Source organism: Rathayibacter sp. PhB127 (genome assembly GCF_003751665.1).
GTDB classification, from domain to species: Bacteria; Actinomycetota; Actinomycetes; order Actinomycetales; family Microbacteriaceae; genus Rathayibacter; species Rathayibacter festucae.
On sequence record NZ_RKHW01000006.1, the window covers coordinates 42,443 to 65,553 of the forward strand.

The window sequence follows — 23,111 nt, forward strand, 5'->3', positions numbered from 1 at the left end:
CGGAGTTCTTCAATTAGCATGGTGTTCACACGGGCCGTTCGCGCGGCCCTCCCGAACCGATTGGAGAAGCCGCGATGACGCCGCCCACTCCCCCCGCCGCCACCTGCGACGCCCCGGCACGCCCCGGCCGCCGCCGCGATCCGAACCGCGACGGCGAGATCCTCACCGCCGCCCTCGATGTGCTCGCCGAGACCGGCTACGACGGCATGACCATCGACATGGTCGCCGCGCGTGCGAAGGCCGGCAAGGCCACCCTCTACCGCCGCTGGGAGTCGAAGGCCGAGCTCGTGCTCGAGGCCGTCGCCTGCCTGAAGGGCGCCGACATCGACCAGGACGCGCTCCCCGACACCGGCACCCTGCGCGGCGACCTGGTCGCCCTGATCCGCCCGCGCGCCATCGAGGACGCCGAGCGGAAGCTCCGGATCATGTCCGGCGTCGTCGCGATGATCTCCAAGGCCCCCGAGCTGGCCGACGCCGTCCGCCAGGCCATCGTCGAGCCGCGCGCCCGCGCCAACCGCACGCTCCTGCGCCGCGCCATCGACCGCGGCGAGATCCCGGCAGACGTCGACGTCGACATGCTCGCCGTCCTGACCCCCTCGATGGTCTCCTACCGCGTGCTCCTGATGCGCGAGCCCGTCGACCGCGACTACCTGATCTCCCTCGTCGACAACGTGCTCCTCCCGGCGGTCGGCCTGCGTGGCGGGGCCTCGCGGCCCATGCCGATCGAGTAGCCCGCACAGCGGGCGTATCGAGATCCACCAGCACCGACGGACGGGCCTGCAGACCCTCCCTGCTGCGGACGGCGGGTCTCGACGCGCTCCTCCTGGGCTGTTCGACCAGCGTGAAGGGCCGGCCACACCTCCTCTGAAGTAGGCCGCCGACAGCTGATCTCCCCCGTCGACACTGGGCCGCAGCGGGGCTGCGCGCACCGCGGAGCCGACACGGCGAAGGCCCGCCCCCACCCAGGGGACGGGCCTTCGTTTCGTCCGATGCGACTCAGTACCGGTAGTCCTCGCACGCCTTGCCGTTCGGCGGTCGGTTCTCATCGAGCCGCGCGATGTCGCCGTAATCCAGGAAGTAGGTCTGGTACCAAGCCTGGGCCTCAGCCTGCGACCGGAAGTCCCTGCAGTCCTTCGGATCGTTTCCCGGGAAGGAGGGACGACTCGTGTTCGTCTGCCAGATCGCGCCACCGCCGGCGCTGTAGATGACAAGATTGCCGTCGGTCTGCATCACCATGCGCGCACCCGGGTTGCCCGAGGTGCCCGACTGCCAGCGGGCGGAGCCGCCTGCGGAGTAGATCACCGCATTGCCGTCCGTCTGCATCACCAGGCGGTTGCCCGCTCCGGACACCCCGGCCGCCCAGCGCAGGCGCATCCCCGCGCCGTAGACCGCGAAGTTGCCGTCCGACTGCATCGCGGCGCGGAAGTCGCCGGCGACCAGGTTCTCGTTCCCGTACAGGGTGCTGCCGCCGTTCAGCTGGCTCTGCCCGTTCCCGGACGGCGGCGGGGTCGGCGCCGGCGGCGCCGTGCTCGACCAGACCGCGTGGCTGCCCGAGTAGATCACCAGGTTGCCGTCGTCCTGCATGACCATGCGCGCGCCGGGGTTGCCCGCGGTGCTCGACTGCCAGAGGGAGCGGCCGCCCGAGTAGACGACCGCGTTGCCGTCGCCCTGCATCTCGAGGCGGTTTCCTGCACCCGAGGTCCCCGAGCTCCAGCGGGCCGAGCCGTCGCGGTAGACGACGAAGTTGCCGTCGCCCTGCATGACCGCGCGCGAGCGGGAGTCGCGCGAGGTGAGCTGCTCGCCGGAGCGCAGGGCCGCGCCACCGCCGAGGGTGTCGCCGGCGACGGCCGGCGGGGCGGCCTGACCGAACGACGCCCAGACGGCCGAGCCGTCGGTGCGGTAGACGACGAGGTTGCCGTCGTTCTGCATCGCCAGCGAGGCACCGTCGTTGCCGGCGGTGCCGGACTGCCAGACGGGGCGGCCCGTGGTCGTGTAGACGACGAGGTTGCCGTCCGACTGCATCTCGATCCGGGAGCCGCTGCCGGCGGTCTCGGTGCTGAAGGTCGGGCGGCCCGAGCCGTCGTAGACGACCGCGTTGCCGTCGCCCTGCATCACGAAGCGGTAGCCGCCGTCGGGCGAGGTGATCTGCTGATCGGCGGTGAGCGCCGAGCCGGACTCGAGACGGTCGCCCGCGGCGAGGGTCGAGACCGCCTCGGCCGACGGGTCGGAGGCGTCGAGCGTCCGGACCACCGCGGACGAGAGCGCGGACGCGGTCGGAGCGAGCGCGGCGGCACCTCCCGTCGCGAGGAGGCACGTGAGCGTGAGCGCCGCGAAGCGGCGGGCGGTGGGCTGTGGCATGAGTGCCTTTCGCAGGGCGGATGCAGAGGAGGCCCGCGCATCGTCGAGCGGGCCAGGCGGAGCCTCCCACGACCCGACCACGGGCGTCCATCCCCCTGAGCAGAAATACCCGACAGATGTCGCGCGTCCGCACGCGTCACGGGAGCCCCCGCGAGTCTCCTAAAATCGGAGCCATGTCGAAGGTCTTGAACAGTCTGCCCGTGGGCGAGCGCGTCGGAATCGCATTCTCGGGAGGGCTCGACACATCGGTCGCGGTCGCCTGGATGCGCGAGAAGGGCGCGGTGCCCTGCACCTACACCGCCGACATCGGCCAGGCCGACGAGCCCGACATCGACAGCGTGCCCGCGCGCGCCGCGCAGTACGGCGCCGAGATCTCGCGCCTCGTCGACGCGAAGAGCGCCCTCGTCGAGGAGGGGCTCGTCGCGCTGCAGTGCGGCGCCTTCCACATCCGCTCCGGCGGCAAGACCTACTTCAATACCACTCCCCTGGGCCGCGCCGTCACCGGCACCCTGCTCGTCCGCGCCATGCGCGAGGACGGCGTCGACATCTGGGGCGACGGCTCCACCTACAAGGGCAACGACATCGAGCGGTTCTACCGCTACGGCCTGCTCGCCAACCCGCGCCTGCGCATCTACAAGCCCTGGCTCGACGTCCAGTTCGTCAACGAGCTCGGCGGCCGCACCGAGATGTCGGAGTGGCTCGTCGCCCGCGGCTTCCCGTACCGCGACGCCACCGAGAAGGCCTACAGCACCGACGCCAACATCTGGGGCGCCACCCACGAGGCCAAGCGCCTCGAGGAGCTCTCCAGCGGCATGGAGCTGGTCGAGCCGATCATGGGCGTCGCCGCCTGGCGCGAGGACGTCGAGATCGCCGCCGAGACGGTCAGCGTCCGCTTCGAGGCCGGCCGTCCGGTCGCGCTCAACGGCGTCGAGTACTCCGACCCGGTCGCCCTCGTCCTCGAGGCGAACGCGATCGGCGGCCGCCACGGTCTGGGCAACTCCGACCAGATCGAGAACCGCATCATCGAGGCCAAGAGCCGCGGCATCTACGAGGCGCCCGGCATGGCGCTGCTGCACCTGACCTACGAGCGCCTGCTGAACGCGATCCACAACGAGGACACCATCGCGCAGTACCACTCCGAGGGCCGCCGCCTCGGCCGCCTGATGTACGAGGGCCGCTGGCTCGACCCGCAGTCGCTGATGCTGCGCGAGTCCATCCAGCGCTGGGTCGGCTCGGCCGTCTCCGGCGAGGTCACCGTGCGCCTGCGCCGCGGCGACGACTACACGATCCTCGACACCACCGGCCCCGCGCTGAGCTACCACCCCGACAAGCTCTCGATGGAGCGCGTCGGCGACGCCGCCTTCGGCCCCGAGGACCGCATCGGCCAGCTGACCATGCGCAACCTCGACATCGCGGACTCCCGCTCGCGCCTCGAGCAGTACGCCGCCGCGGGCCTGGTCGGCGGCTCCACCGCCGAGCTGGTCGGCCACCTCGAGATCGGCGAGTCCGAGGCGATCACCGAGGGCAACGGCTCCGCCGCCGCCGACGCCCTCGGCCGCGCCACCGACCTCGCCTCCGAGGGCGCCGCCTTCGACGCCGGCACCGACTGACGCGCCCCCCTCCTGAAGGGCCGGCGGGAACTTCCCCGCCGGCCCTTCTCGGTACCCGCAGCCCGTGCCCCACCTCCGGCACGCGAAACCACCCCGGGCACGCTGCAACCCCCGGATTCCGCGAGCCGGACACGCTTCCACGAGCCGAACCCACCGCCCCGCCACCCCCGGCACGCGAAACCCTCCCGGGCACGCCGAAACGGCCCACTTCCGCGAGCCCAACGTCATCCCACGAGCCGAACCGTCCCGCCCGCCACCTCCGGCACGCGAACCGACCCTCGGCACGCCGAAACCCCCGGATTCCCCGAGCCGACCCTCGATCCACGAGCCGAAGGTTCCCACCGGCCACCTCCGGCACGCGGAACACCCCTCGGCACGTCAGAGCGGCCGATTCCCCCGAGCCGAACGCGGCCCCACGAGCCGAACGTCCGCCCGCTCTCCGGCCCAGCCCACCCCGCCACCACCTCCTCCGTACGGAGGGGGGGTGGGGGGGGGGCGGGGGGGGGCCCGGGGGGGGGGGGGGGGGGGCCCCCCCCCGGGGGGGGGGGGGGCCCCCCCCCGGCCCCCCCGCGTCCACCCCGTCCGCACCGAGCGCGACGTCGCGCAGCGACGAGCACGCCAGCAGTCAGCACCCCGGGCCGTCAGTCCCCCCGCACCAGCCCCAGCGCCGCCTCCGCCGTCGCCACCGCCTGCCCCGGATCGACCCGCGCCAGCACCAGCGAGGTCACCAGCAGCGACACCAGCACCCCCGCCTGCCGCCCCCGCCACTCGGCGGACTCCCCCGGCCACCGCGCCGCCGCCCCCGCGAGCATCGCCCGCTGCAGCTCCGCCCGGTACTCCGCGATCACCTCGCGCACCGCGTCGTCGCGCGCGATCGGCGCCCCCGCCGCGTTGAGGAGGAGGCACCCGCTCTGCGCCGACACGGTCCGCGGATCGGCGAGCGCGGCCCGCAGCCCCGAGAAGTAGTCCTCGAGGGCCGTCGGCGAGACCTCGTCGCGCGTCAGCGGTTCCAGCCGAGGCCGCACGATCTCGTCGAGGTAGCTCTGCACCGCCGCGTCGAAGAGCCCGCGCTTGCTGCCGAACGCGTGGTACAGGCTGGAGCGGCCGAGTCCGGTCGCCGCCTCGAGCTCGGGCAGCGACGCCTCCTCGAAGCCGCGGTCCCAGAAGACGGAGCGCGCCGACCGGACCACCTGGTCGGTGTCGAAGCTCTGCGTGCGTCCCACGGCGACTCCCTCTGCTGACTGCCGGAAAGAACCGGACTGTTGTGAACCGGTCGTTCCAGTATAGAGTGAGGCCGTTCGGTAGTGAACCGAGCGATACACAATCAGGAGGTCCCGTCGTGATCGTCATCGGACTCGTTCTCGCCGCCCTCGCGGCGCTGCTGCACGTCTACATCTTCGTGCTCGAGTCGCTGCTCTGGACGACCCCGCGCGCCCGCTCCACCTTCGGCACCACCGCCGGAGAGGCCGAGTCGACGAAGGAGCTCGCCTTCAACCAGGGCTTCTACAACCTGTTCCTCGCGATCGTGACGATCGTCGGCGTGATCGTGCTCGCCTCGGGAGCCACGGCCGTCGGCGCCGCCCTCGTCTTCACCGGCACCGGATCGATGGTCGCCGCAGCCCTCGTGCTGCTGCTCTCCTCCCCCGGCAAGCGGCGCGCGGCGCTCACGCAGATGGCGCCCGGACTGCTCGCGGTCCTCGCGCTCGGCATCGGCCTCGCCGCCTCCTGATCCCCACCCACACGACTCTCGGAAGGCTCCATGACCACCGTCACCAGCACCCAGATCCAGCTCGTCCGCCGCCCCGTCGGCTGGCCCGTCGCCGAGGACTTCCGCACCGCGCAGGTCGAGTACGGCGAGCCCGCGGCCGGCGAGATCCGCGTCGAGAACGCCTTCCTCTCCGTCGACCCCTACATGCGCGGGCGGATGAACGACGTCAAGAGCTACACCCCGCCGTACGCGCTCGGCGAGACGATGACCGGCGGCGCTATCGGCCGCGTCACCGTGTCGAGCGACCCGGACTTCCCGGTCGGCGCCGTCGTGCTGCACCAGCTCGGCTGGCGCGACATCGTGCAGGCGGAGACCTCGGCGTTCCGCGTCGTCCCCGAGATCCCCGGCGCCCCGCTGTCGCTGCGACTCGGCGTCCTGGGCATGACCGGCCTCACCGCCTTCGTCGGCCTCACCACCATCGCCGGGCTCAAGGAGGGCGACACCGTCTTCGTCTCCGGCGCCGCGGGAGCCGTGGGCTCGGCCGCCGGCCAGATCGCCCGACTGCTCGGCGCGAAGCGCGTGATCGGCTCCGCCGGCTCGGCCGAGAAGGTCGCGCTGCTCACGGAGAAGTACGGCTACGACGCCGCGTTCGACTACCACGCCGGTCCCGTCCGCGAGCAGCTCGCCGCGGCGGCGCCCGAGGGCATCGACGTGTACTTCGACAACGTGGGCGGCGACCACCTCGAGGCGGCGCTCGACGCCTTCAACGACGGCGGACGCGCGGCACTCTGCGGCGCGATCGCCGGCTACAACAGCACCGAGAAGCCGGCCGGCCCCGACAACATGGCCAACATCATCACCCGCGCTCTGACCCTGCGCGGCTTCACCCTGTCGGCGTACCTCGACCACGCCCCGGAGTTCAACCGCCTGATGGGCGGCTGGTTCCAGGAGGGGAGCATCGCCTACGACGAGACCGTCGTCGACGGCATCGACCACGCGGTCGACGCCTTCCTCTCGATGATGCGCGGCGGCAACACCGGCAAGATGATCGTCCGCCTCTAGGGCCTTCCCTGCTGGCCGAGGGGGTGCGCAGCGCCCCCTTACATGCTGGTCGAGTAGCCGCGCAGCGGCGTATCGAGACCCGCCCACCGGACGACGGCGGATCTCGATACGCCCTCTGCGAGGGCTACTCGATCAGCATGAGGCAGCCCTCTCCGAGCGCTACGCGATCAGCATGAGGCAGCCCTCTCCGAGCGCTACGCGATCAGCATGAGGGCAGCCCTCTCCGAGCGCTACGCGATCAGCAGGCCGTGCCCTCGCCGATCAGCGCTTGACGGCGTCGATCTTCAGCATCTTCGCGATGACGGAGTCGAGTTCCGAGTCGTCGAAGATCTTCTTCCAGTCGTCCTTGATGAGCGCCTCGCGGCCGTAGCCCATGGCGATGTGGCACGCCTCAGAGAAGGGGTTCGAGCCGCGCAGACCGTTGGTCAGCGCGATCCAGGTGTGGCCGTAGAGCATCGCGCGGGCCGCCTCGTAGGGAACGCCGACTCCGTTGACGGTCTCGTCCAGCGCCTCCTTGAGGAACTCACCGACCATGCAGGCGATCGTCTCGACCAGGGTCGGCTCGAGCACGGCGAGCTGCTTGACGGTCACCCAGTGCACGGCGATGACGGGCGCGTAGATGGTCGAGATGACCTTCTCCGCGATGGCCCGCACGTCGTCGTCCGCGTCCTCGAGGGCCGCGACGACCTCCTGCGGCGCGGCGATGCCGCCGAACGTGTCGGCCCACTCCTCCGGAGTGGTGCGCTCGAGGAACACCGACGGGTGGCACGGGTGCGCCACGGCGTAGTGGATGTCCTCGCGCTTGGCGAGCAGCCCCGCGTAGGCGGCGGCCGGGTCGAGGGTGAGGATGATCGCACCGCTCTTCATCTGCGGGATCACGTCCTCCGAGACCGCGCCGAGCACGACGTCCGGGACGGCGAGGATGACGACGTCGGCGTCCTTCACGGCATCGGGCGTCGCGGTGATCTCGCGGCCCGCCTCGCGGGTGCGCTCCTGGCCGGCGGGCGAGGCCTCGCTGTAGAGGGCGTCGTACTCGGACTTCTGCAGGTTGTTCGAGACCCGCATGCCCATCTTGCCGCCGGCGCCGATGACGGCGACGGTGAGGGCGGAGGCGGCGGTGCCCGGGGCGGTGGTGGCGGTGGTGTCGGTCATGAGTTCCTTCTCCTGAGCTGGTCGAGGGTGGTGCGGGTCCACTCGGCTTCGAGCCGGGTGGTGACGAGCGCCTGCTCCGCGGCGGGGACGGTGTCCTGCCAGGGGAGCCAGAACTCGATGATCTGGGTGATGCCGCGCTCCGCCGGCCGGAGCAGCGCGAGCATGCCGTCGTAGTCGAGGCGGCCGTCGCCGAGCGCCGTGCCGGTGTAGACGAAGCCGACCCAGCCGGGATTGCGGCTGAAGTCGAAGTCCTTCACGTGCCAGTTCGCGACGTACGGAGCGCAGCGCGCGGTGACGTCCGTCGGCAGCTCGAGGTTCGCGACGGTGTTCGCCGGGTCGAGGCAGATCCGGATCCGCGGGTGATCGAGCGTCGCGATCACGTCGACGAGGTCGGCGGTGCTCACCTGCTCGTACGTCTCCAGGGCCAGCGTGACGCCGGCCTCCTCCAGCTCGGGCGCGATCTCGCGCAGACGCCGCAGCGTCTCGGCGCGGTCCGGCCGGTCCTCCCCCGACGTCCACATGCTGCGCAGCAGCACGACGTCGAGCGCGCGGGCCAGGCGGAGCCAGCGGCGCAGGTGCGCGGGATCGGTGCCCCGGGTGCCGAGCTCGAGCACGACCCCCTCGGCGGCGGCGACCGCGCGCAGCGACGCGAGCCGCGCGTCCGAGTACTCCTCGAGCGCCGGGACGTCGCAGAGCTGCAGCAGGTCGACGCCGAGCGCGGCGGTCTCGCGGACCATGTCCTCGACGCCGAGCGGCTCGGGGACGCGGTCGGAGGAGCGCCAGAAGAAGGCGTAGCTGCTCAGCCCGAGGCGGCTCACGACCGAGCCTCCGAGTCTGCGCGCACGAGGGCGAGCGCCTCGTCGAGGATCGCGCCGACCGCCTCCGGGTCGTGCGCGAAGCGGCCGAGGAAGAGCCCGGGCACGCGGCCCTCGAGCGCGGTCAGCAGCCCGGGTCCGGCGCTGCCGCCGTAGATGACGCGGCTGCCGGCGCGGCCGGGCAGCTCCGCGAGGGCCGCCTCGAGTGCGGTGACGACGCCGGCGATGAAGGCCGGCTCGGCGGGCTGGGGTGCGCCGATCGCCCAGACGGGCTCGTAGGCGGCGAGGATCGGGCCGACGGCACCGGCCGCGTCCGCGTCCGCGAGGGCGGAGCCGATCTGCGCGAGCACGAGCTCGACGGCGTCCTCGACGGAGCCGCGCTCCGTCTCGCCGACGCAGAGCAGCGGCACGAGGTCGTTGCGGAACGCCGCCGCGACCTTCGCGCGCACGCGCTCGTCGTCGTCGCCGAAGAGCGCGCGCCGCTCGGCGTGGCCGATCTCGACCAGCCGGCAGCCGACCTCGCGCAGCTCCGCGCCGCTGACCTCGCCGGTGAACGCTCCCGCGTCCTCCCAGAACAGGTCCTGGGCGCCGAGCGCGACGCCGGCCTCCGCCGCGAGGGCGCCGACCGGCACCAGCGCGGGGAAGGTCGGCACCACGAACAGCTCGACGGCTCCCGAGGCGGTCGCCTCGTGCGTCCGCGCGATCTCGGCGATGCGCCGCATCCACTCGAGCGTCCGCGCGTGGCCGAAGTACATCTTGAGGCTCACGCCGACGGTGAACGCCGGGGCGTCCCCGGCGGCGCGGCTCAGCACGAGCCGACCGTGGCGGCGTCGTCGGCGACCGGGTTGCCGGCCTCGTACGCCTCGATCACGCGGACCTTCTCCGCGGAGGCGGAGGAGCTGTCGAACTCGTAGCCGAGCCACTCCTTCGCGAGGCGGCGGGCCAGCTCGATGCCGACGACGCGCTGGCCCATGCAGAGCACCTGCGCGTCGTTGGAGAGGATCGAGCGCTCGACCGAGAACGAGTCGTGCGCGGTGACGGCGCGGATGCCGGCCACCTTGTTGGCGGCGATCGCGACGCCGAGCCCGGTGCCGCAGATCAGGATCGCGCGGTCGGCCTCACCGCGGGCGACCATCTCGGCGGCGGCGATGGCGACGCTCGGGTAGGGCGTGTGCGACGAGGCGTCCACGCCGACGTCGACGACGGACGCGACGCGGGAGTCCTTCTCGAGGTCGGCCTTGACGATCTCCTTGTAGTCGAGACCGGCGTCGTCGGAGCCGACGACGAGGCGGAAGGGTGCGCTCATGGGTGTTCTCTCCTTGCTGGAAGCGGATTCGGGGACGGTGTCGACGCTACGCGCCGCTGCCGACAGTGCCGGGGGTCGCGGCACCTGAGCGCAGCACCGCGCCGATCGCGGTGACGATCAGCCCGAGCGAGTGCGCGCCCGCGTCGGGGGTGCCGAGGCTCTTCTCGGCGTGCGGCCGGGCGCGGCCCATCTTCGGCAGCAGCTGCGCGGTCGCGGCGGCGGCGGCCGTGCAGGCCTCGGCGGCCCGGGTCCAGGCCGCGGGCAGCTCCTCGCCCGCGGCGACGGCCTCGCCGAGGACGTCGGCGAAGGGCACGAGGGAGTCGACCATCGTCTTGTCCCCCGGCGTCGCGCCGAAGCGGAGGATCGCGGCGCGGGCGCCGTCGACCCCCTCGACCACCGCGGCGGCCGTGGGTGCGGCGGTGTCGCCGAGCGCCGAGCCGACCGCGGCGAGCGCGGCGCCCCAGAGCGCTCCGGATGTGCCGCCGGCCCGGTCGGACCACGCGTCGCCGGCATGGGCGAGCACGGTCCCCGCCCCGGCACCGGCCTCGAGCGCGTCCCGGGCGGCGGCGACCGCCGCGTGCACGCCGCGCTGCATGCCGATGCCGTGATCGCCGTCGCCGGCGACCGCGTCGATCCGGCCGAGCTCGTCGGCGTTCTCGTCGATCGTGGACTGCGTCGCCTCGAGGGCGGCGAGCACGGTGCGGGCGGCGTCGCGGGAGGCGTCGCTCGCGTCGCCGATGACGACCTCGGCCGTCTCCTGCTCCGTCACCGCAGCCTGCTCGGCGGGACGGACCGAGCCCTTGCGGTAGGCGGGCGCCTCGGCCGGCGCGGCCCAGAGCCGCTCCAGCTCGTCGTCCACCCAGAAGAAGGTGAGCGAGACGCCGGCCATGTCGAAGCTGGTGACGAGCTCGCCGACCTCGGGCTCGAGCACCTCGAGGCCGCGCTCGCGCAGGCGCCGCTCGACGCCGGAGTAGACGACGAACAGCTCCTCGTACTTCACCGAGCCGAGCCCGTTCAGCACGACGACCAGGCGCGAGCCCTCGGCCGCGTCGACGCCGTCGGGCAGCTCGGCGAGCAGGGACGAGACCAGCAGCTCGGCGAGACCGTCGGCCGTCGGCACGTCGTCCTCGCGGATCCCCGGCTCGCCGTGGATGCCCATGCCGACCGCCATCCGGCCCTCCGGCACGGTGAACAGCGGCTCGGACGCCCCGGGCAGCGAGCAGCCGGAGAAGGCCACGCCGAAGGAGCGGGTGCGCTCGTTGGCGAGGCGGGCGATGCGCTCGACCTCGTCCAGCGACGCGCCCTCCTCCGCCGCGGCGCCCGCGACCTTGAAGACCGTCAGATCCCCTGCGATTCCGCGGCGCTTGTGCTTCTCGGCGACGCTCGCGCTCGAGACGTCGTCCGTCACCGTCACGGTGCGGACGTCGATCCCCTCGTCGCGCAGGCGCCGCTCGGCCGCGTCGAAGTTCAGCACGTCGCCCGCGTAGTTGCCGTAGCTCAGCAGCACGCCGCCGCCGTGCTCGGCCGCCGCGGCGACCGCGTGCACCTGCTGCGCGGACGGCGAGGCGAAGAGGTTCCCCATCGCCGCGCCGTGCGCGAGACCCTGCCCGACGAGTCCGCCGAACGCCGGGTAGTGGCCGGAGCCGCCGCCCACCACGAGGGCGACCGAGCCGGGCGCGCTCACGGTCGAGCGCACCACGCCGCCCTGCACCCGCCGCACGAAGCGGCGGTTCGCGGCGACGAAGCCGTCGATCATCTCGTCGGCGAAGTCGGACGGGTCGTTGTAGAGCCGGGTCATTAGGAGTCCTGTTCGAGGAGGGGCGTCGGGCGTCGGACGGTCGGCAAATCGCGCGGGGTGCTCAGTGCGCGATCACGTCGACGCTGGGGGCGTCGAGCGGTGCGTCCTTGTAGCGGCGCGCCAGCAGGGACATCAGCACGGCCGAGAGCAGCAGGAAGAAGCCGACGATGAACATCGGGACCTCGTAACCGCCGGTCACGTCCTTCAGGGCACCCGTGATGTACGGGGCCGAGAAGCCGGCCAGGTTGCCGACCGTGTTGATCAGCGCGATGCCCGCGGCGGCCGCCGCACCGGTGAGGAACCGGGTCGGGAAGGTCCAGAAGTTGGGCAGCGCCGAGAAGATCGCCATCGCGGTGACGGTGATCACGGCGATCGTGGCCGCCGGGGAACCGGCGAAGAGCGCGAGCGGGATGGACAGGCCACCGGCGATCGCGGGGATCACGATGTGCCAGGTGCGGACGCCGCGGCGGGTCGCGTCGCGCGACCAGAGGTAGAGGGCGATCGCCGCGGGCACGTAGGGGATCGCGGTGATCAGGCCCTTCTCGAAGATGCCGAAGGTGGTGCCGTACTGCTCCTGGAAGCCCTCGATGATCGTGGGCAGGAAGAAGGCGAGGGCGTAGAGGCCGTAGATGAAGCCGAAGTAGACGAAGCTCAGCATCCAGACGCGGCCGCTCTTGAAGGCGGAGGACATCTTGGGGTGGGTGGTGACGCCCTTGGTCTTCACGTCCTCCTCGCGCTTGAGCGCGGTGGTGAGCCAGACCTGCTCCTCGCGGGTCAGCCACTTCGCGTCGGAGGGCTTGTCCTTGAGGTAGAACCAGGCGATGACGCCGATGACGATCGCGGGCAGCGAGACGCCGAGGAACATGAAGCGCCAGCCCTCGAGGCCGAGGATGCCGTCCTGCTCGATCAGCAGCCCCGCGAGCGGAGCGCCGACGACCGTGGTGAGCGGCTGCGCCAGGTAGAAGAGCGCGAGGATCTTCGAGCGGTGCTTGGCCGGCACCCAGAGGCTGAGGAAGAGGATCGCGCCGGGGAAGAAGCCCGCCTCGGCGACACCGAGCAGGAAGCGCAGGGCGACGAGCTGCTCGAAGTTCTGCACCCAGGTGAAGAGCAGCGCGACGATGCCCCAGCTGACCATGATGCGGGCGAGCCAGCGGCGAGCGCCGAAGCGGTGCAGCGCGAGGTTGCTCGGCACCTCCAGCAGGATGTAGCCGATGAAGAAGACGCCCGAGGCGAAGCCGAACTGCGCCGCCGAGAGGGCGAGGTCCGCCTCCATGCCGTTCGGCGCGGCGAAGCCGATGGCCGTCCGGTCGAGGTAGTTGATGAAGAACATCAGGGCGACGAACGGCACGAGCCGGATCGACACCTTCCTGATGGCGCTCTTCTCGACGGCGGCGTCCGCCGTCGCGGTTCCGCCTGTGCGGGAGGGAAGGTCCACGTCGATCTCCTGATCCGTGTCAACGACTGTGTTGGGTGGTTCGGGGTGGGCTCGGGCCGCCTTCGGGGGAATTGGCTGACCGGTTGACCAATTAAAGAATGCCGTGCCGGGGCGCCGGTTGTCAACCGGTTCTCCGGTCGCGTCGCTGCGGGTGGGGTGCCGGCGCGGTTGCTACGGTCGGACCATGCCGGCGTACCCCGAAGACGATCCGTCCCTCGTGCGTCTCGAGCTGCAGGTCCTCCCCCGCGGCACCGCCGTCGCCGAGGTGGCCAAGCAGCTGACCTCGCTGCTCACCCGCGGCGATCTCGTGCCCGGCTCGCGCCTCCCGCCCGAGCGCCAGCTGGCCGAGAGCCTCGGCGTCGGCCGCTCGGCGGTGCGCGAGGCGCTCGCGGCGCTGGAGATCCTCGGCATCGTCACGGTGCGGCCCGGCTCCGGCACCTATCTGCGCGACAGCACCTCCGAGCTGCTGCCCACGACGCTGAGCTGGGGCCTGATGCTCTCCGCGGGGCGCACGGCCGAGCTGATCGAGGTGCGCGGCACCCTGGAGGTGCAGGCCGCGATGCTGGCGGCGCTCCGGATCGACGAGGAGGGGCTGGAGCGCCTGCACGCGCACCTGGCGGCGATGGAGTCGCACCTCGACGACATCGCCGCCTTCGTCGAGGCCGACGTGCGCTTCCACCTGCAGATCGCGGTCAGCGCCGAGAACGTGGTGCTGCGCGATCTGCTGCAGACCATCCGCTCCCTGCTGCGGCTCTGGGTCGAGCGCGCGCTCAGCAGCCCCGAGCAGGCCCTCGACGCCTTCACCGAGCACCGCGCCGTGCTCGAGGCCATCGAGGCGCGCGACCCGGCCGCCGCCGCGCGGGCGATGGAGGCGCACATGAGCACCGCGTCCCGGCGCCTGGCCGACACCGGGAGCTGATCGCGGGCCGTCGGTCCGGGGCCCTCGGTCCGGGGCTGCTGATCGCGCCCCGCGGTGGCAGACTCGGCCCATGAGCGACCTCCTGCGCCGCGGTGCCGCGGCGGCCCTGACCCTCGCCGCGGTCGGCCTCCTCGTCACCGGCTGCGCGGGGCGCGCCGACATCGCCTCCTCCACCTCGCCGCTGCCGCGGCCGAGCGCGACGCCCACGGCGACGCCCACCGCCTCGCCCACGGCGACGGCGTCGGCACCCGCCTCGATCGTCCCGTCCGCGGAGCCGACCGCCGCGCCGACGGCGGCATCCGAGACTCCCGCCCCGCTGCCGACCTCGTCGCAGCCGCCGGCACCGGCGCCCGAGCCTGCGCCCGAGCCCTCGACCGTCCGCTGCGTCGGGAGCGACCTCTCGCTCGAGTACCGCGCCGACCCCGACGCGTCCGGCGCGGGCAGCAGCGCCTTCGACCTGATCTTCACGAACACGACCGACCGGACCTGCACGCTCGCCGGCATCCCCGGGGTCTACGCCGCCGGGGCCGACGGCAGCCGCCTCGGTGCGGTCGCCTCCGCCGACGGCCCGAACCCGGACGGCCTGCTCGCCCTCGCTCCGGCGGCGCAGGCGGACGTCCGGGTCGCCTGGCACTCCCCCGGCGCCTTCGGCTGCCCGACCGCGACGTCGACGTTCCTGGTCGCCGAGGTGATCGACGCGGCCGATGCCGCCGTCCGCGCGCCCGCCGCGATCGAGGTCTGCACCGACAGCACCGTGTACCTGGACGCCTCCACCTACACGCTGCTCGGCTAGGTCCTGCGCCGGTCCCCCGAGGACCGCGCCCAGGTGGTGGAATGGACGAGGACAAGGAGAACCCATGCTCATTCCCCTGCACGACACCGGCGCCCACGCCCGGTCCACCCGCCTGCCCTCCGCGCCGGCCACCCGCTCCGGCGGTCACTCGCCGCTGTCCGAGACGGTCGCCGTCTGATGGCCGAGGAGCGCGCGATCCTCGCCGGCGGCTGCTTCTGGGGCCTGCAGGAGCTGATCCGGGACCTGCCGGGCGTCTTCGAGACCCGCGCCGGCTACGCCGGTGGCACCACCCCGAACGCCACCTACCGCCACCACGGCGACCACGCCGAGGCGGTGGAGATCGAGTTCGACCCTGAGAAGACCTCGTACCGCGACCTGCTCGAGTTCTTCTTCCAGGCGCACGATCCGACCACCCGGAACCGGCAGGGCAACGACATCGGCACGGGCTACCGCTCCGTGATCGTCGCCCTCTCGCCCGAGCAGGAGCGCGTCGCCCGCGAGACGATCGCCGAGATCGACGCCTCCGGCCGCTGGCCGGGCCCGGTCGTCACCGAGGTCCAGCCGGCCGGCGAGTTCTGGGACGCGGAGGAGGAGCACCAGGACTACCTCCGGAAGCACCCCGGCGGCTACACCTGCCACTGGGTGCGCCCGGGCTGGACGCTCGACGCCTGAGCGTCGGGCCGCTTCCGGCGGCACCCGGGCAGCGGAACGGGGCCGGCGCCCCGATCGCGACCCGCGCGCCGGCGGCGGCGCTCACGTCCCGCGGAGGGCCGCGATCGGCTCGATGCGGGAGGCGCGCCGCGCCGGCACGCTGCCCGCGAGCAGTCCGATCAGCGCGCCGAGGAGCGCGCCGCCGAACGCCACCCCGGGGTCGAGCACCGGGGTCCACTGCTGCGCGAGCGAGACCGCGAGCACCGCGAGGACGCCGGTCGCCGCACCGAGCAGACCGCCGAGGAGGCCGATCACGGCCGACTCGACGACGAACTGCTGCGCGATCCGGCGCCGTGTGGCGCCGAGGGCACGGCGCAGGCCGATCTCGCCGACGCGCTCCATCACCGACAGCGTGGTGACGTTGGCGATGCCCACGCCGCCCGCGAGCAGCACCACCACCGAGAGGATCAGGAACACGAGGTCGACGTCGGCGCGGACGTCGCCGGCCAGCTCGGACGGACCGCCGGGCGCAGAGACCGAGACGGAGTCGGGTGCATCCGGGGCGAGGGTCAGCGGCGCCTGCGCCGCGACCTGCGGGCCGGCGCCGATGTCGATGCGCGCCTGGAGGTCTCCCGGCGTCGCGAGCGCGAAGTCGGCCCGCGCGGTGCCGGTGGGGAGGACGACCGCGTCGAGCAGCTCGGCGCGGGCGTGGACGTCGGCGAAGATCCCGAGAACCGAGTAGGCGACCCCGTCGATCAGGATCGACGGCCGGGAGTCGACGCGCTCGACACCGAGCCGCTCCGCCGCGCGGCTGCCGAGGACGACGACGCGGTCGGCGCGCGCGTCGTGCCCGGAGTCGAACATCCGCCCGGCGGTCACCTCGCCCTCGAGGGTGCCGAGGAGGTCGGCGGAGGCGGCGAACACTCGCGGCGGGGCGGCGGCGGGCGCTGAGGGGTCGTTGACCGGGACGGCAGTGACGCTCGCGCCCTCGCGGAGGGACACCTCGCCGACGAGAGCCGCCTGCTCGACACCGGCGAGCCGGAGCGCGCGGTCGACGGCGTCCCAGGGCAGGCGCCCAGTGGCGACGCTGTCGCCGGAGGAGTCCTTCGCCTCGGCCGGCTGCACGACGACCTGGGTGGCGGCGAACGCGTCGAACCGGCGGGCGAGCTGGTCGGCCGTCGTCTGCGCGAAGCCGATCGTGGCGACGAGGGCGCCGATGCCGAGCACCGTGCCGAGCAGGGTCATCACCAGCCGGGCCGGCCGCGTGCCGATGTCGGAGGTGGCCTCGGCGAGCAGGTCGGCGGCGGTGAAGCGGTCCGCGCGACGGACGGGCCGCAGCAGCGGGGACGCGGCGGCCGAGCGCGGTCGCCGGCGCCCGAGCCGGCGGCGCAGCGCCGCGAGCGCCGGGCTCATGCGGTCACCTCCTGCATCCGTCCGTCGGCGATGCGGAGGCACCGGCGCGCCCGCTGGGCGACGGCGAGGTCGTGGGTGATGACGACCAGGGTGAGTCCGGTGTCCGTCAGCTCCTCGAAGAGCCGCATGACGTCCGCGGTGGTCGAGCCGTCCAGATTGCCGGTGGGCTCGTCGGCCAGGAGGAGGCTCGGCCGGGCGACCACGGCGCGCGCCACGGCGACGCGCTGGCGCTCGCCTCCCGAGAGCGTCGTCGGCAGGAAGCCGAGCCTGTGCCCGAGGCCGACCCGGAGCAGGGCGTCGCGGGCGCGCGCCTCGCGGTCGGCGCGCGGCGTCCCGCTGTAGAGCATCGGCAGCATCACGTTCTCGAGCACCGTGCGCCGCGGCAGCAGGTGGAAGGACTGGAACACGAAGCCGATGCGCTGCGCCCGCACGGCCGCGCGCGTGTCCTCGTCGAGCGCCCCGGTGAGCGCGCCGTCGAGCCGGTACTCGCCGACGCTCGGCCGGTCGAGCAGCCCGAGGATGTTGAGCATCGTCGACTTGCCGGAGCCGCTGGGACCGACGATCGAGACGTAGTCCCCCTCGTCGATCCGGAGGCTCACACCCTTGAGCGCCTGCACCTCGGGCGGACCGGGGAACGAGCGGGTCACGTCCCGCAGCTCGACCAGCGGAGCGGTCACCGGCCGACCACGACCAGGTCGCCCTCGTCGAGCGTCCCGTCCACCGGCGACACCTCGACCGCGCCCTTCGCGGCGAGACCGGTGGTCACGACGACGAGCCGGGTGGCAGCGTCCGGATCGCGCGGATCACCGTCGACGACCTCGACCCGGCTCTCGCCGCCGGAGCCGGCGGACAGCGCGGCGACCGGGACCGAGAGCACGGCGCCCTCGGTCGCTCCGACCGCGACCGTGACCTTGACGTTGGTGTCGCGCAGCTGCTCGATCTGCTCGGGCGAGAGCGGATCGGGGGTGAGCGTCACCGTCCAGCGCCCCTTGCCGTCCTTGGCGGGATCGACGCCCGACACCGTGGCGCCGTGCGACGACCGGTCAGGGAGCTCGAACGAGGCCTTCTGCCCGACCGAGAGCAGCCGCGCGTCGGCCTCGGCGGCGGAGCCGGAGAGCTCGACCTTCGCGCCGGAGACCGTCATCGCCGCCCCGGACAGGACGCCGCCGCGCTTGGCGGTGACGGCGTCCACCCGCCGCGGGAGCGAGGTGAGGAACAGCACCTCGCCCGCGGGGAGCGCCGGCAGGACGGACTGGCGGGCCCGGGTCAGATCCTCCTGCGCCTGCGTCACCTGGGACTGCGCCGACTCGACGGCGCCGCGCTGGGCGCCGGTGTCGGTGCTCGCACCCAGCTGGGCCCGCCGGAGCTCGGCGAGGCCGAGCGCGTCGTCGAGGTCCGCGATGCGGAGGCCGTCCGGCGGTTCGGCCGCGCGGGCGGCCTCCAGCTCACGTCGCGCACTCGCGACCGCGTTGTCGGCCTCGCGGACCTCGACGGGCGAGGAGCCCGCCCGAGCGGCGTCGAGCTCCTTCTGCGCGGCGACGAGCCCCTGCTCGGCCGAGCGCAGCGTCTCCTGGGCGGCGCGGACGACGTCCTCGCCGTCCTCCTGCGTCGCGGGCGGCGCGTAGCCGGCCTGGGCGTAGAGCTCGGTGACCGCGTTCGCGGCGGTCTCGTCGAAGACGTCGTCGGCCGGGTCTCCGGCGTCGATCCCGAGGCCGCGCAGCGCCGTCTTGAACTGCACCACGTCGGGTCCGGACACCCCGAACCGCAGGGTCCGGTAGGCCGGCAGATCGCCGGGGAGGACGATGACGGGGCGACCCGCGATCTCCAGGGCGATCGACAGCGGCGACAGCTCGGCACCGGCCGCCGGGACCTGACCGGTCACCACCGCCGCGCCCTGGATCCCGGTCGTGTCGATGGTCACCTCGACGGCGTCCGCGTAGCGCACCTCGCCGCGGAGGGTCACGTCGTTGCTCAGCTCGCCGGACGCGACCGGCGCGGTGATCAGGCCGGGGGCGGGCGGTTCCGCGTTCGCGGCGGCCTCGGCGGGCGAGACCACGAACCTCCCGACGAGCAGGCCCGCGACGAGGCTCAGCAGCGCGGCGGCGGCCACGATCCAGAGGACGCGGTTGCGCGAGACGACGGCGGCGAGTGCGGCGAAGCGGCTGCGACGCCGCGGAGTCTCGGAGCCGTCGTCGGGACCGTCGGCGGGCCCGGTGACCGCGAGGAGGTCGAGCGGATCGGTCGGCGTCGGATCGGAGGCCGGTCGACCGGTCGGCTCCGAGTCGGACGGCGTCGGGTCGCCGGAGCCCGAGCGGCGGGGAACGCGCATCTACTCGCCCTGCTCGGCGTCGGCCTTCAGCGCGTCGAGCTCGGCGCGGTGGTCGTCGATGAACTGCTGCTCCAGCGCGTCCTGGACCTTCTTGTGCACCGCTGAGTAGTCGGTCTTCTCCCGGCAGTCCAGATCGGCGAGGGCGAGCTCGATCTCCTCGTCCTTCACCGCGACGAGCTTCGGGTCGGTGGGCTCGACCACCTGGTCGCCGGCCGCGTCGTAGACCGCCGTCAGCTTGTCGCTGATCGAGTTCACGGCGTCGTAGGGGGCGGCGAAGCCGGGGTAGCCCGCGTCGCTCAGGCAGGAGGACCACGCCGCATCCAGATCCGCCAGCTCGGGGACCGACTGCAGATCGGTGTAGAACTCGTTCAGCGCGTCCATCACCGGCTTGTGCTTCTCCGCCGACGCCGGATCCTCCCCCTCGAGCTCGTGCTGGGCGGCGCCGAAGCAGCCCGCCGTCGTCCAGTCGTACTCGTACGACCCGTCCTCGGAGGCAGCGGCGTCCTCCGGCTCCGCCGGGCCGTGCAGCGCCTCGGAGTAGGCCGCCTTCTCGGACTCCGAGAGGCTGTCGTAGTACTCGGAGTTAACGTCGACGTACTCGTCCTCCGGCTCGGCCGAGTCGTAGCGACCGGGAGAGTCGACGACGCCGTAGCCGTACTGCGCGACCCATTCGCGATCGTCCGGCTTGTAGGCGTCGGCGTCGGACGACGAGAACGACGCCGACTGCACGCTCGGGGTGTAGTCGAAGCCCGACTCCTGCATGCACGTCGCGACGAGCTCCTCGCGCTTGCGGTCCTGCTCGCGGTACTTCTCCTCCTGCTCCTCGGGCGAGAGGTCCCCGCCGGAGAGCGCACCGAGGTAGTCGATCAGCGGAGAGGTCGGCTCGGCGGTCTTCGCGTCCTCGGCAGGGGCGGAGCAGCCGGAGAGCGCCAGCACGCCGGACAGCGCCAGAGCGGACAGTGCCAGTGCGGAGCGTGCGGTGGTCAGGTGGGCGCGGCGTCGATGCTTCACGGAGGTCCCTCTCGTTCAGGGGCGCGCGGCGCGGGCGGGGGTCCCGCGCTCGCGCGCCGCCGACGACGATACCGACGGATCCTCATCACCGTGTGGTCGGGACGGGCTCTGGCGTCGCACGTCGGTCGACGCGCCGCGGGACGTCCGCGTCGAGCGGTTCCTGCGGCGCGAGACATCGGTTCGCGGACGCGGCTACGGCGTCAGCAGCACCCGCGCGGCTCCGCCCGGTTCGAGCACGAACGGCTCGCCGTCCGCTCCCCCGGCCGCCTCCCAGCGCTCGATCCCCGTCGGATCGATCGCCACCGCGACGCCGCCGGGATTGCCGAGCAGCACCACCCGGCCGTCCACGGCGACGGCTCCGAGCGCGACGAGCCCCGGCGCATCCACGTCCAGACGTGGAGTCCCGGTGAGGGCCGCCGCCCACTGGAGCACCGCGCCGACGTCGGTGACGCCGGCCGCCGCCGCGACACCGCGCGGTCCCCACTGCTCGAAGTAGGCGAGGGACGCGACACCCGGTTGCGCGAGCGCGTCGAGGCTGCCGACGACCCAGGCCGCGAGCTCGGGCGCGTGCTGGCGCGCGTCGTCCGCACCCGGGACGATCTGCGGACCGTAGCCGGACCGGTCGACGTCGACGTCGCCAGGGTCGAACGGCGAGGTCGACACCGCGTTCATCCGCGCACCGAGCGTGACCGGACCGATGTGCAGGCGGCGGCCCTGCGCGAGCGCCATCGCGTCACGCACCACCGTGCGCTGCACGGCGAGGGACTCGACGAGCTGGTGCCCCGAGCGGTCGTGCATGAAGGGGGTGATGCTGAAGGCGAGCGCCGCGTCCACGTGCGCGAGCGCGTCAGCGCCGCGGTTGAGCTCGGTGAAGTGCGAGCGGACGCCGCCGACGACCTCCGCGCCGCGCTCGGCCGCCGCCCGCCGCGCCGCCTCGAACAGCTCGGGAGTGCTGCGGTGGCCCCGGGCGGCGAAGACGCCGAGGCGGGCGAGCGGCGCGTCGCCGAGCTCGTCGAGGACCGCGCGGACGTCCTCCGGGCCTGACGCGACGATACGCAGATCGACAGGGCGTCCGTCGGCGTCCTCGAGCGCGCGCCGCAACGCGCGACGCCAGCCCGCCCAGCGCACGTCACACTCGACCAGCAGATCGAGCGCCGGTCGCACGTCCGGTTGGAGGTCCGTCGGCGCGCTCGCGGCTGAGGTGCGGATCTCGGGGAGCGGGTGCCCGGCGCTCCCGGTCCGCAGGACGGAGGGGGACGCGGGCGATTCCCGCGTGGCGGTCGGCGGCGCGCCGCCGCAGTCGATCCGCAGGCTCTGCCGGACGATCTCCCCCGCGGCGACCGGCACCGGGAACGGCAGGCTCAGCGGCGTCGAGTAGGTCTTGAACGATGCGTCTGTCCAGTTGCGCTGATCCTCCGTCTCGAACACGTCGCCCTCCAGGGTCAGCTCGACCGGGACGCCGTCAGCGGTCCAGGCGAGACCGGCGAGGTCCCGCGCGGGCTGATGGGGCGCGATCCGCTCGGGGAAGGCGAGGCGGTCGGCGGTGCCGTCCGGGTGGCGCGCCTCGACGGCCGCTCCGGCGCTCTCCGTGCCGTGCAGCACGATCAGCCCCATCCGGTTGCGGAGGAAGGGCGTGCTCGCGCGTGCCTCGAGTGCGATCGTGAGCGAGTCGCCGGAGAAGTCGGCACGGAGGGTCCAGGTGACGCGTGCTTCCCCCTGAGCGCTCTCGCCCTCGACCACGAGGGTGCCGTTCTCGACCTCGAGGGCCGCGCGGACGGTCGCGAAGGTCCCCCAGTCCTCGTCGCGGACGACGAAGCGGACCCCGCGGAGGATCCGCACCGTGCCGAACCGGAGGTCGTCGAGCCGGCCGTCCGAGGACCGGAGCGACCACGGGCCGCAGCGGACCGTCCGCTCGTCGCGCTCGGCGGTCTGCAGGAGCCCGGCCGGGACCGTCGGCGCGGCCGGCGAGATCTCGATCGCGGGCACGATCAGAGGGTGGTCATGCCGCCGTCGACGCGGAAGAGCGCGCCGGTGGCGTAGCTCGACTCGTCGCTGGCGAGGTAGACCATGATGCCCTCGACGTCCGCCGCGGAGCCGGGTCGGCCGAGCGGGATCCGCGAGGTGATCGCGGCGCGGGCCTCGGCGTCGCCCGAGATCGCGGTCACGAGCGGGGTCTCGGTGTAGCCGGGGACGACCGTGTTCACGCGGATCCCCTCGCCCGCGTACGCGGCGGCGACGGTGCGGGCGAGGCCGTGCATGCCGGCCTTCGAGCTGCTGTAGGCGGTGAAGTCCTGGCCTTCGCCGTTGAGCCCGGTCGGGCTGCCGGTGAGGGCGATGGAGCCACCGCGGCCTCGCATCGCACGGACGGCGTGCTTGACCGTCAGGAAGGTGCCGGTGAGGTTGATGTCGATCGTGCGGCGCCAGACCTCGAGCTCGAGGTCGGCGATCTTCGCGTCCTGGCCGAACAGCTGCACGCCGGCGTTCGCGACGACCACGTCGACCGCGAAGCCGTCCGCCGCGAGGCGGGCGAAGGCCTGCTCGACGCTGCTCTCGTCCGAGACGTCGAGCTGGACGGCGACGGAGTCCGGGAAGGCGGCCGCGGCGTTCTCCGCGGCGGCGAGGTCGCGGTCGGTGAAGGCGACCCGGGCGCCCTCCCGCGCGAAGCGCTCCGCCACGGCCCGGCCGATGCCGGAGCCGGCTCCGGTGACGAGTGCGGTCTTGCCAGTGAGGCGTCCGGTCATGCGTGCTCTC

Annotated in this window: 21 protein-coding genes; 7 read left to right on the forward strand and 14 right to left on the reverse strand. The window is 73.3% G+C overall.

The annotated features are described in order from the left end of the window. The first annotated feature begins 74 nt into the window (after positions 1-74). The gene (locus tag EDF22_RS19945; RefSeq protein WP_123706566.1) at positions 75-731 is read left to right on the forward strand and encodes a TetR/AcrR family transcriptional regulator; all 657 of its coding nucleotides are present in this window, start codon (positions 75-77) and stop codon (positions 729-731) included. Between the two features lie 265 nt (positions 732-996). Here EDF22_RS19945 and EDF22_RS19950 read toward each other — a convergent pair whose 3' ends face one another. Continuing rightward, positions 997-2,358, reverse strand: coding sequence for a hypothetical protein (locus EDF22_RS19950; protein WP_123706567.1), 1,362 nt, complete (start codon positions 2,356-2,358; stop codon positions 997-999). A 173-nt stretch (positions 2,359-2,531) separates the two neighbouring features. Between EDF22_RS19950 and argG the strand changes: the two genes are divergently transcribed. Next, on the forward strand, positions 2,532-3,968 hold the full coding sequence (gene argG / locus EDF22_RS19955) for an argininosuccinate synthase (RefSeq protein WP_123446074.1): 1,437 nt from the start codon (positions 2,532-2,534) through the stop codon (positions 3,966-3,968). Positions 3,969-4,609: 641 nt separating this feature from the next. Here the strand turns inward: argG and EDF22_RS19960 are convergent. After that, positions 4,610-5,191 (reverse strand): TetR/AcrR family transcriptional regulator, encoded by a 582-nt coding sequence (locus tag EDF22_RS19960; RefSeq protein WP_123706568.1) that lies wholly within the window; start codon positions 5,189-5,191, stop codon positions 4,610-4,612. A gap of 116 nt (positions 5,192-5,307) precedes the next feature. Here EDF22_RS19960 and EDF22_RS19965 point away from each other — a divergent pair, with 116 nt between their 5' ends. Next, positions 5,308-5,697 (forward strand): DUF1304 domain-containing protein, encoded by a 390-nt coding sequence (locus EDF22_RS19965; protein WP_123446072.1) that lies wholly within the window; start codon positions 5,308-5,310, stop codon positions 5,695-5,697. A 30-nt stretch (positions 5,698-5,727) separates the two neighbouring features. Next, a complete protein-coding gene (locus EDF22_RS19970) occupies positions 5,728-6,738 on the forward strand; it encodes an NADP-dependent oxidoreductase (protein WP_123706569.1) in 1,011 nt (336 codons plus the stop codon). A 261-nt stretch (positions 6,739-6,999) separates the two neighbouring features. On the opposite strand, the gene EDF22_RS19975 is transcribed toward EDF22_RS19970, so the two are convergent. The 6 genes from EDF22_RS19975 to EDF22_RS20000 form a co-directional block, all read right to left on the reverse strand. Beyond that, the gene (locus EDF22_RS19975; protein ID WP_123706570.1) at positions 7,000-7,890 is read right to left on the reverse strand and encodes a phosphogluconate dehydrogenase C-terminal domain-containing protein; all 891 of its coding nucleotides are present in this window, start codon (positions 7,888-7,890) and stop codon (positions 7,000-7,002) included. Continuing rightward, positions 7,887-8,708 (reverse strand): sugar phosphate isomerase/epimerase, encoded by an 822-nt coding sequence (locus EDF22_RS19980; protein ID WP_260303581.1) that lies wholly within the window; start codon positions 8,706-8,708, stop codon positions 7,887-7,889. Before EDF22_RS19980 ends, EDF22_RS19975 begins: the two co-directional genes overlap by 4 nt. Continuing rightward, the gene (locus tag EDF22_RS19985; protein WP_260303582.1) at positions 8,705-9,517 is read right to left on the reverse strand and encodes a triose-phosphate isomerase family protein; all 813 of its coding nucleotides are present in this window, start codon (positions 9,515-9,517) and stop codon (positions 8,705-8,707) included. Before EDF22_RS19985 ends, EDF22_RS19980 begins: the two co-directional genes overlap by 4 nt. Continuing rightward, a complete protein-coding gene (locus EDF22_RS19990; protein ID WP_123446068.1) occupies positions 9,511-10,011 on the reverse strand; it encodes a ribose-5-phosphate isomerase in 501 nt (166 codons plus the stop codon). Before EDF22_RS19990 ends, EDF22_RS19985 begins: the two co-directional genes overlap by 7 nt. A gap of 46 nt (positions 10,012-10,057) precedes the next feature. Then, positions 10,058-11,809, reverse strand: coding sequence for a dihydroxyacetone kinase family protein (locus EDF22_RS19995; protein WP_123706571.1), 1,752 nt, complete (start codon positions 11,807-11,809; stop codon positions 10,058-10,060). Positions 11,810-11,870: 61 nt separating this feature from the next. Continuing rightward, the gene (locus tag EDF22_RS20000; RefSeq protein ID WP_221180984.1) at positions 11,871-13,139 is read right to left on the reverse strand and encodes an MFS transporter; all 1,269 of its coding nucleotides are present in this window, start codon (positions 13,137-13,139) and stop codon (positions 11,871-11,873) included. A 289-nt stretch (positions 13,140-13,428) separates the two neighbouring features. On the opposite strand from EDF22_RS20000, the gene EDF22_RS20005 reads away from it, so the two are divergent. The 3 genes from EDF22_RS20005 (at position 13,429) to msrA (ending at position 15,628) form a co-directional block, all read left to right on the forward strand. Further along, complete coding sequence (locus EDF22_RS20005; protein ID WP_123706573.1) at positions 13,429-14,163, forward strand: FadR/GntR family transcriptional regulator; 735 nt, start codon at positions 13,429-13,431, stop codon at positions 14,161-14,163. A gap of 70 nt (positions 14,164-14,233) precedes the next feature. After that, positions 14,234-14,956 (forward strand): DUF4232 domain-containing protein, encoded by a 723-nt coding sequence (locus EDF22_RS20010; RefSeq protein WP_123706574.1) that lies wholly within the window; start codon positions 14,234-14,236, stop codon positions 14,954-14,956. Positions 14,957-15,133: 177 nt separating this feature from the next. Continuing rightward, entirely contained in the window at positions 15,134-15,628 is a 495-nt protein-coding gene (msrA, locus tag EDF22_RS20015; RefSeq protein ID WP_123706575.1) for a peptide-methionine (S)-S-oxide reductase MsrA, read from the forward strand. An 81-nt stretch (positions 15,629-15,709) separates the two neighbouring features. Here the strand turns inward: msrA and EDF22_RS20020 are convergent, their stop codons facing one another. The 6 genes from EDF22_RS20020 to EDF22_RS20045 form a co-directional block, all read right to left on the reverse strand. Further along, the gene (locus EDF22_RS20020; RefSeq protein ID WP_123706576.1) at positions 15,710-17,020 is read right to left on the reverse strand and encodes an ABC transporter permease; all 1,311 of its coding nucleotides are present in this window, start codon (positions 17,018-17,020) and stop codon (positions 15,710-15,712) included. Then, complete coding sequence (locus EDF22_RS20025) at positions 17,017-17,697, reverse strand: ABC transporter ATP-binding protein (protein WP_123706577.1); 681 nt, start codon at positions 17,695-17,697, stop codon at positions 17,017-17,019. The genes EDF22_RS20020 and EDF22_RS20025 overlap by 4 nt, the downstream gene beginning before the upstream one ends. Continuing rightward, positions 17,694-19,349 carry a hypothetical protein gene (locus EDF22_RS20030; RefSeq protein ID WP_260303583.1) on the reverse strand — a complete coding sequence of 552 codons (1,656 nt, stop codon included), beginning with the start codon at positions 19,347-19,349 and terminating at the stop codon, positions 17,694-17,696. The genes EDF22_RS20025 and EDF22_RS20030 overlap by 4 nt, the downstream gene beginning before the upstream one ends. After that, positions 19,350-20,360 carry a hypothetical protein gene (locus tag EDF22_RS20035; RefSeq protein WP_123706578.1) on the reverse strand — a complete coding sequence of 337 codons (1,011 nt, stop codon included), beginning with the start codon at positions 20,358-20,360 and terminating at the stop codon, positions 19,350-19,352. Between the two features lie 192 nt (positions 20,361-20,552). After that, positions 20,553-22,346 (reverse strand): hypothetical protein, encoded by a 1,794-nt coding sequence (locus EDF22_RS20040; protein ID WP_123706579.1) that lies wholly within the window; start codon positions 22,344-22,346, stop codon positions 20,553-20,555. A gap of 2 nt (positions 22,347-22,348) precedes the next feature. Then, on the reverse strand, positions 22,349-23,101 hold the full coding sequence (locus EDF22_RS20045; protein ID WP_123706580.1) for an SDR family NAD(P)-dependent oxidoreductase: 753 nt from the start codon (positions 23,099-23,101) through the stop codon (positions 22,349-22,351). Positions 23,102-23,111: the final 10 nt, after the last annotated feature.

Excerpts from the sequence above, each read along its gene's own strand:
- EDF22_RS19945 (WP_123706566.1), top strand. The coding sequence starts at position 75 with ATGACGCCGCCCACTCCCCCCGCCGCCACCTGCGACGCCCCGGCACGC.
- EDF22_RS19950 (WP_123706567.1), bottom strand. The coding sequence starts at position 2,358 with ATGCCACAGCCCACCGCCCGCCGCTTCGCGGCGCTCACGCTCACGTGC.
- argG (WP_123446074.1), top strand. The coding sequence starts at position 2,532 with ATGTCGAAGGTCTTGAACAGTCTGCCCGTGGGCGAGCGCGTCGGAATC.
- EDF22_RS19970 (WP_123706569.1), top strand. The coding sequence starts at position 5,728 with ATGACCACCGTCACCAGCACCCAGATCCAGCTCGTCCGCCGCCCCGTC.
- EDF22_RS19975 (WP_123706570.1), bottom strand. The coding sequence starts at position 7,890 with ATGACCGACACCACCGCCACCACCGCCCCGGGCACCGCCGCCTCCGCC.
- EDF22_RS19990 (WP_123446068.1), bottom strand. The coding sequence starts at position 10,011 with ATGAGCGCACCCTTCCGCCTCGTCGTCGGCTCCGACGACGCCGGTCTC.
- EDF22_RS19995 (WP_123706571.1), bottom strand. The coding sequence starts at position 11,809 with ATGACCCGGCTCTACAACGACCCGTCCGACTTCGCCGACGAGATGATC.
- EDF22_RS20000 (WP_221180984.1), bottom strand. The coding sequence starts at position 13,139 with ATGTTCTTCATCAACTACCTCGACCGGACGGCCATCGGCTTCGCCGCG.
- EDF22_RS20005 (WP_123706573.1), top strand. The coding sequence starts at position 13,429 with ATGCCGGCGTACCCCGAAGACGATCCGTCCCTCGTGCGTCTCGAGCTG.
- EDF22_RS20010 (WP_123706574.1), top strand. The coding sequence starts at position 14,234 with ATGAGCGACCTCCTGCGCCGCGGTGCCGCGGCGGCCCTGACCCTCGCC.
- msrA (WP_123706575.1), top strand. The coding sequence starts at position 15,134 with ATGGCCGAGGAGCGCGCGATCCTCGCCGGCGGCTGCTTCTGGGGCCTG.
- EDF22_RS20020 (WP_123706576.1), bottom strand. The coding sequence starts at position 17,020 with ATGAGCCCGGCGCTCGCGGCGCTGCGCCGCCGGCTCGGGCGCCGGCGA.
- EDF22_RS20030 (WP_260303583.1), bottom strand. The coding sequence starts at position 19,349 with ATGCGCGTTCCCCGCCGCTCGGGCTCCGGCGACCCGACGCCGTCCGAC.
- EDF22_RS20045 (WP_123706580.1), bottom strand. The coding sequence starts at position 23,101 with ATGACCGGACGCCTCACTGGCAAGACCGCACTCGTCACCGGAGCCGGC.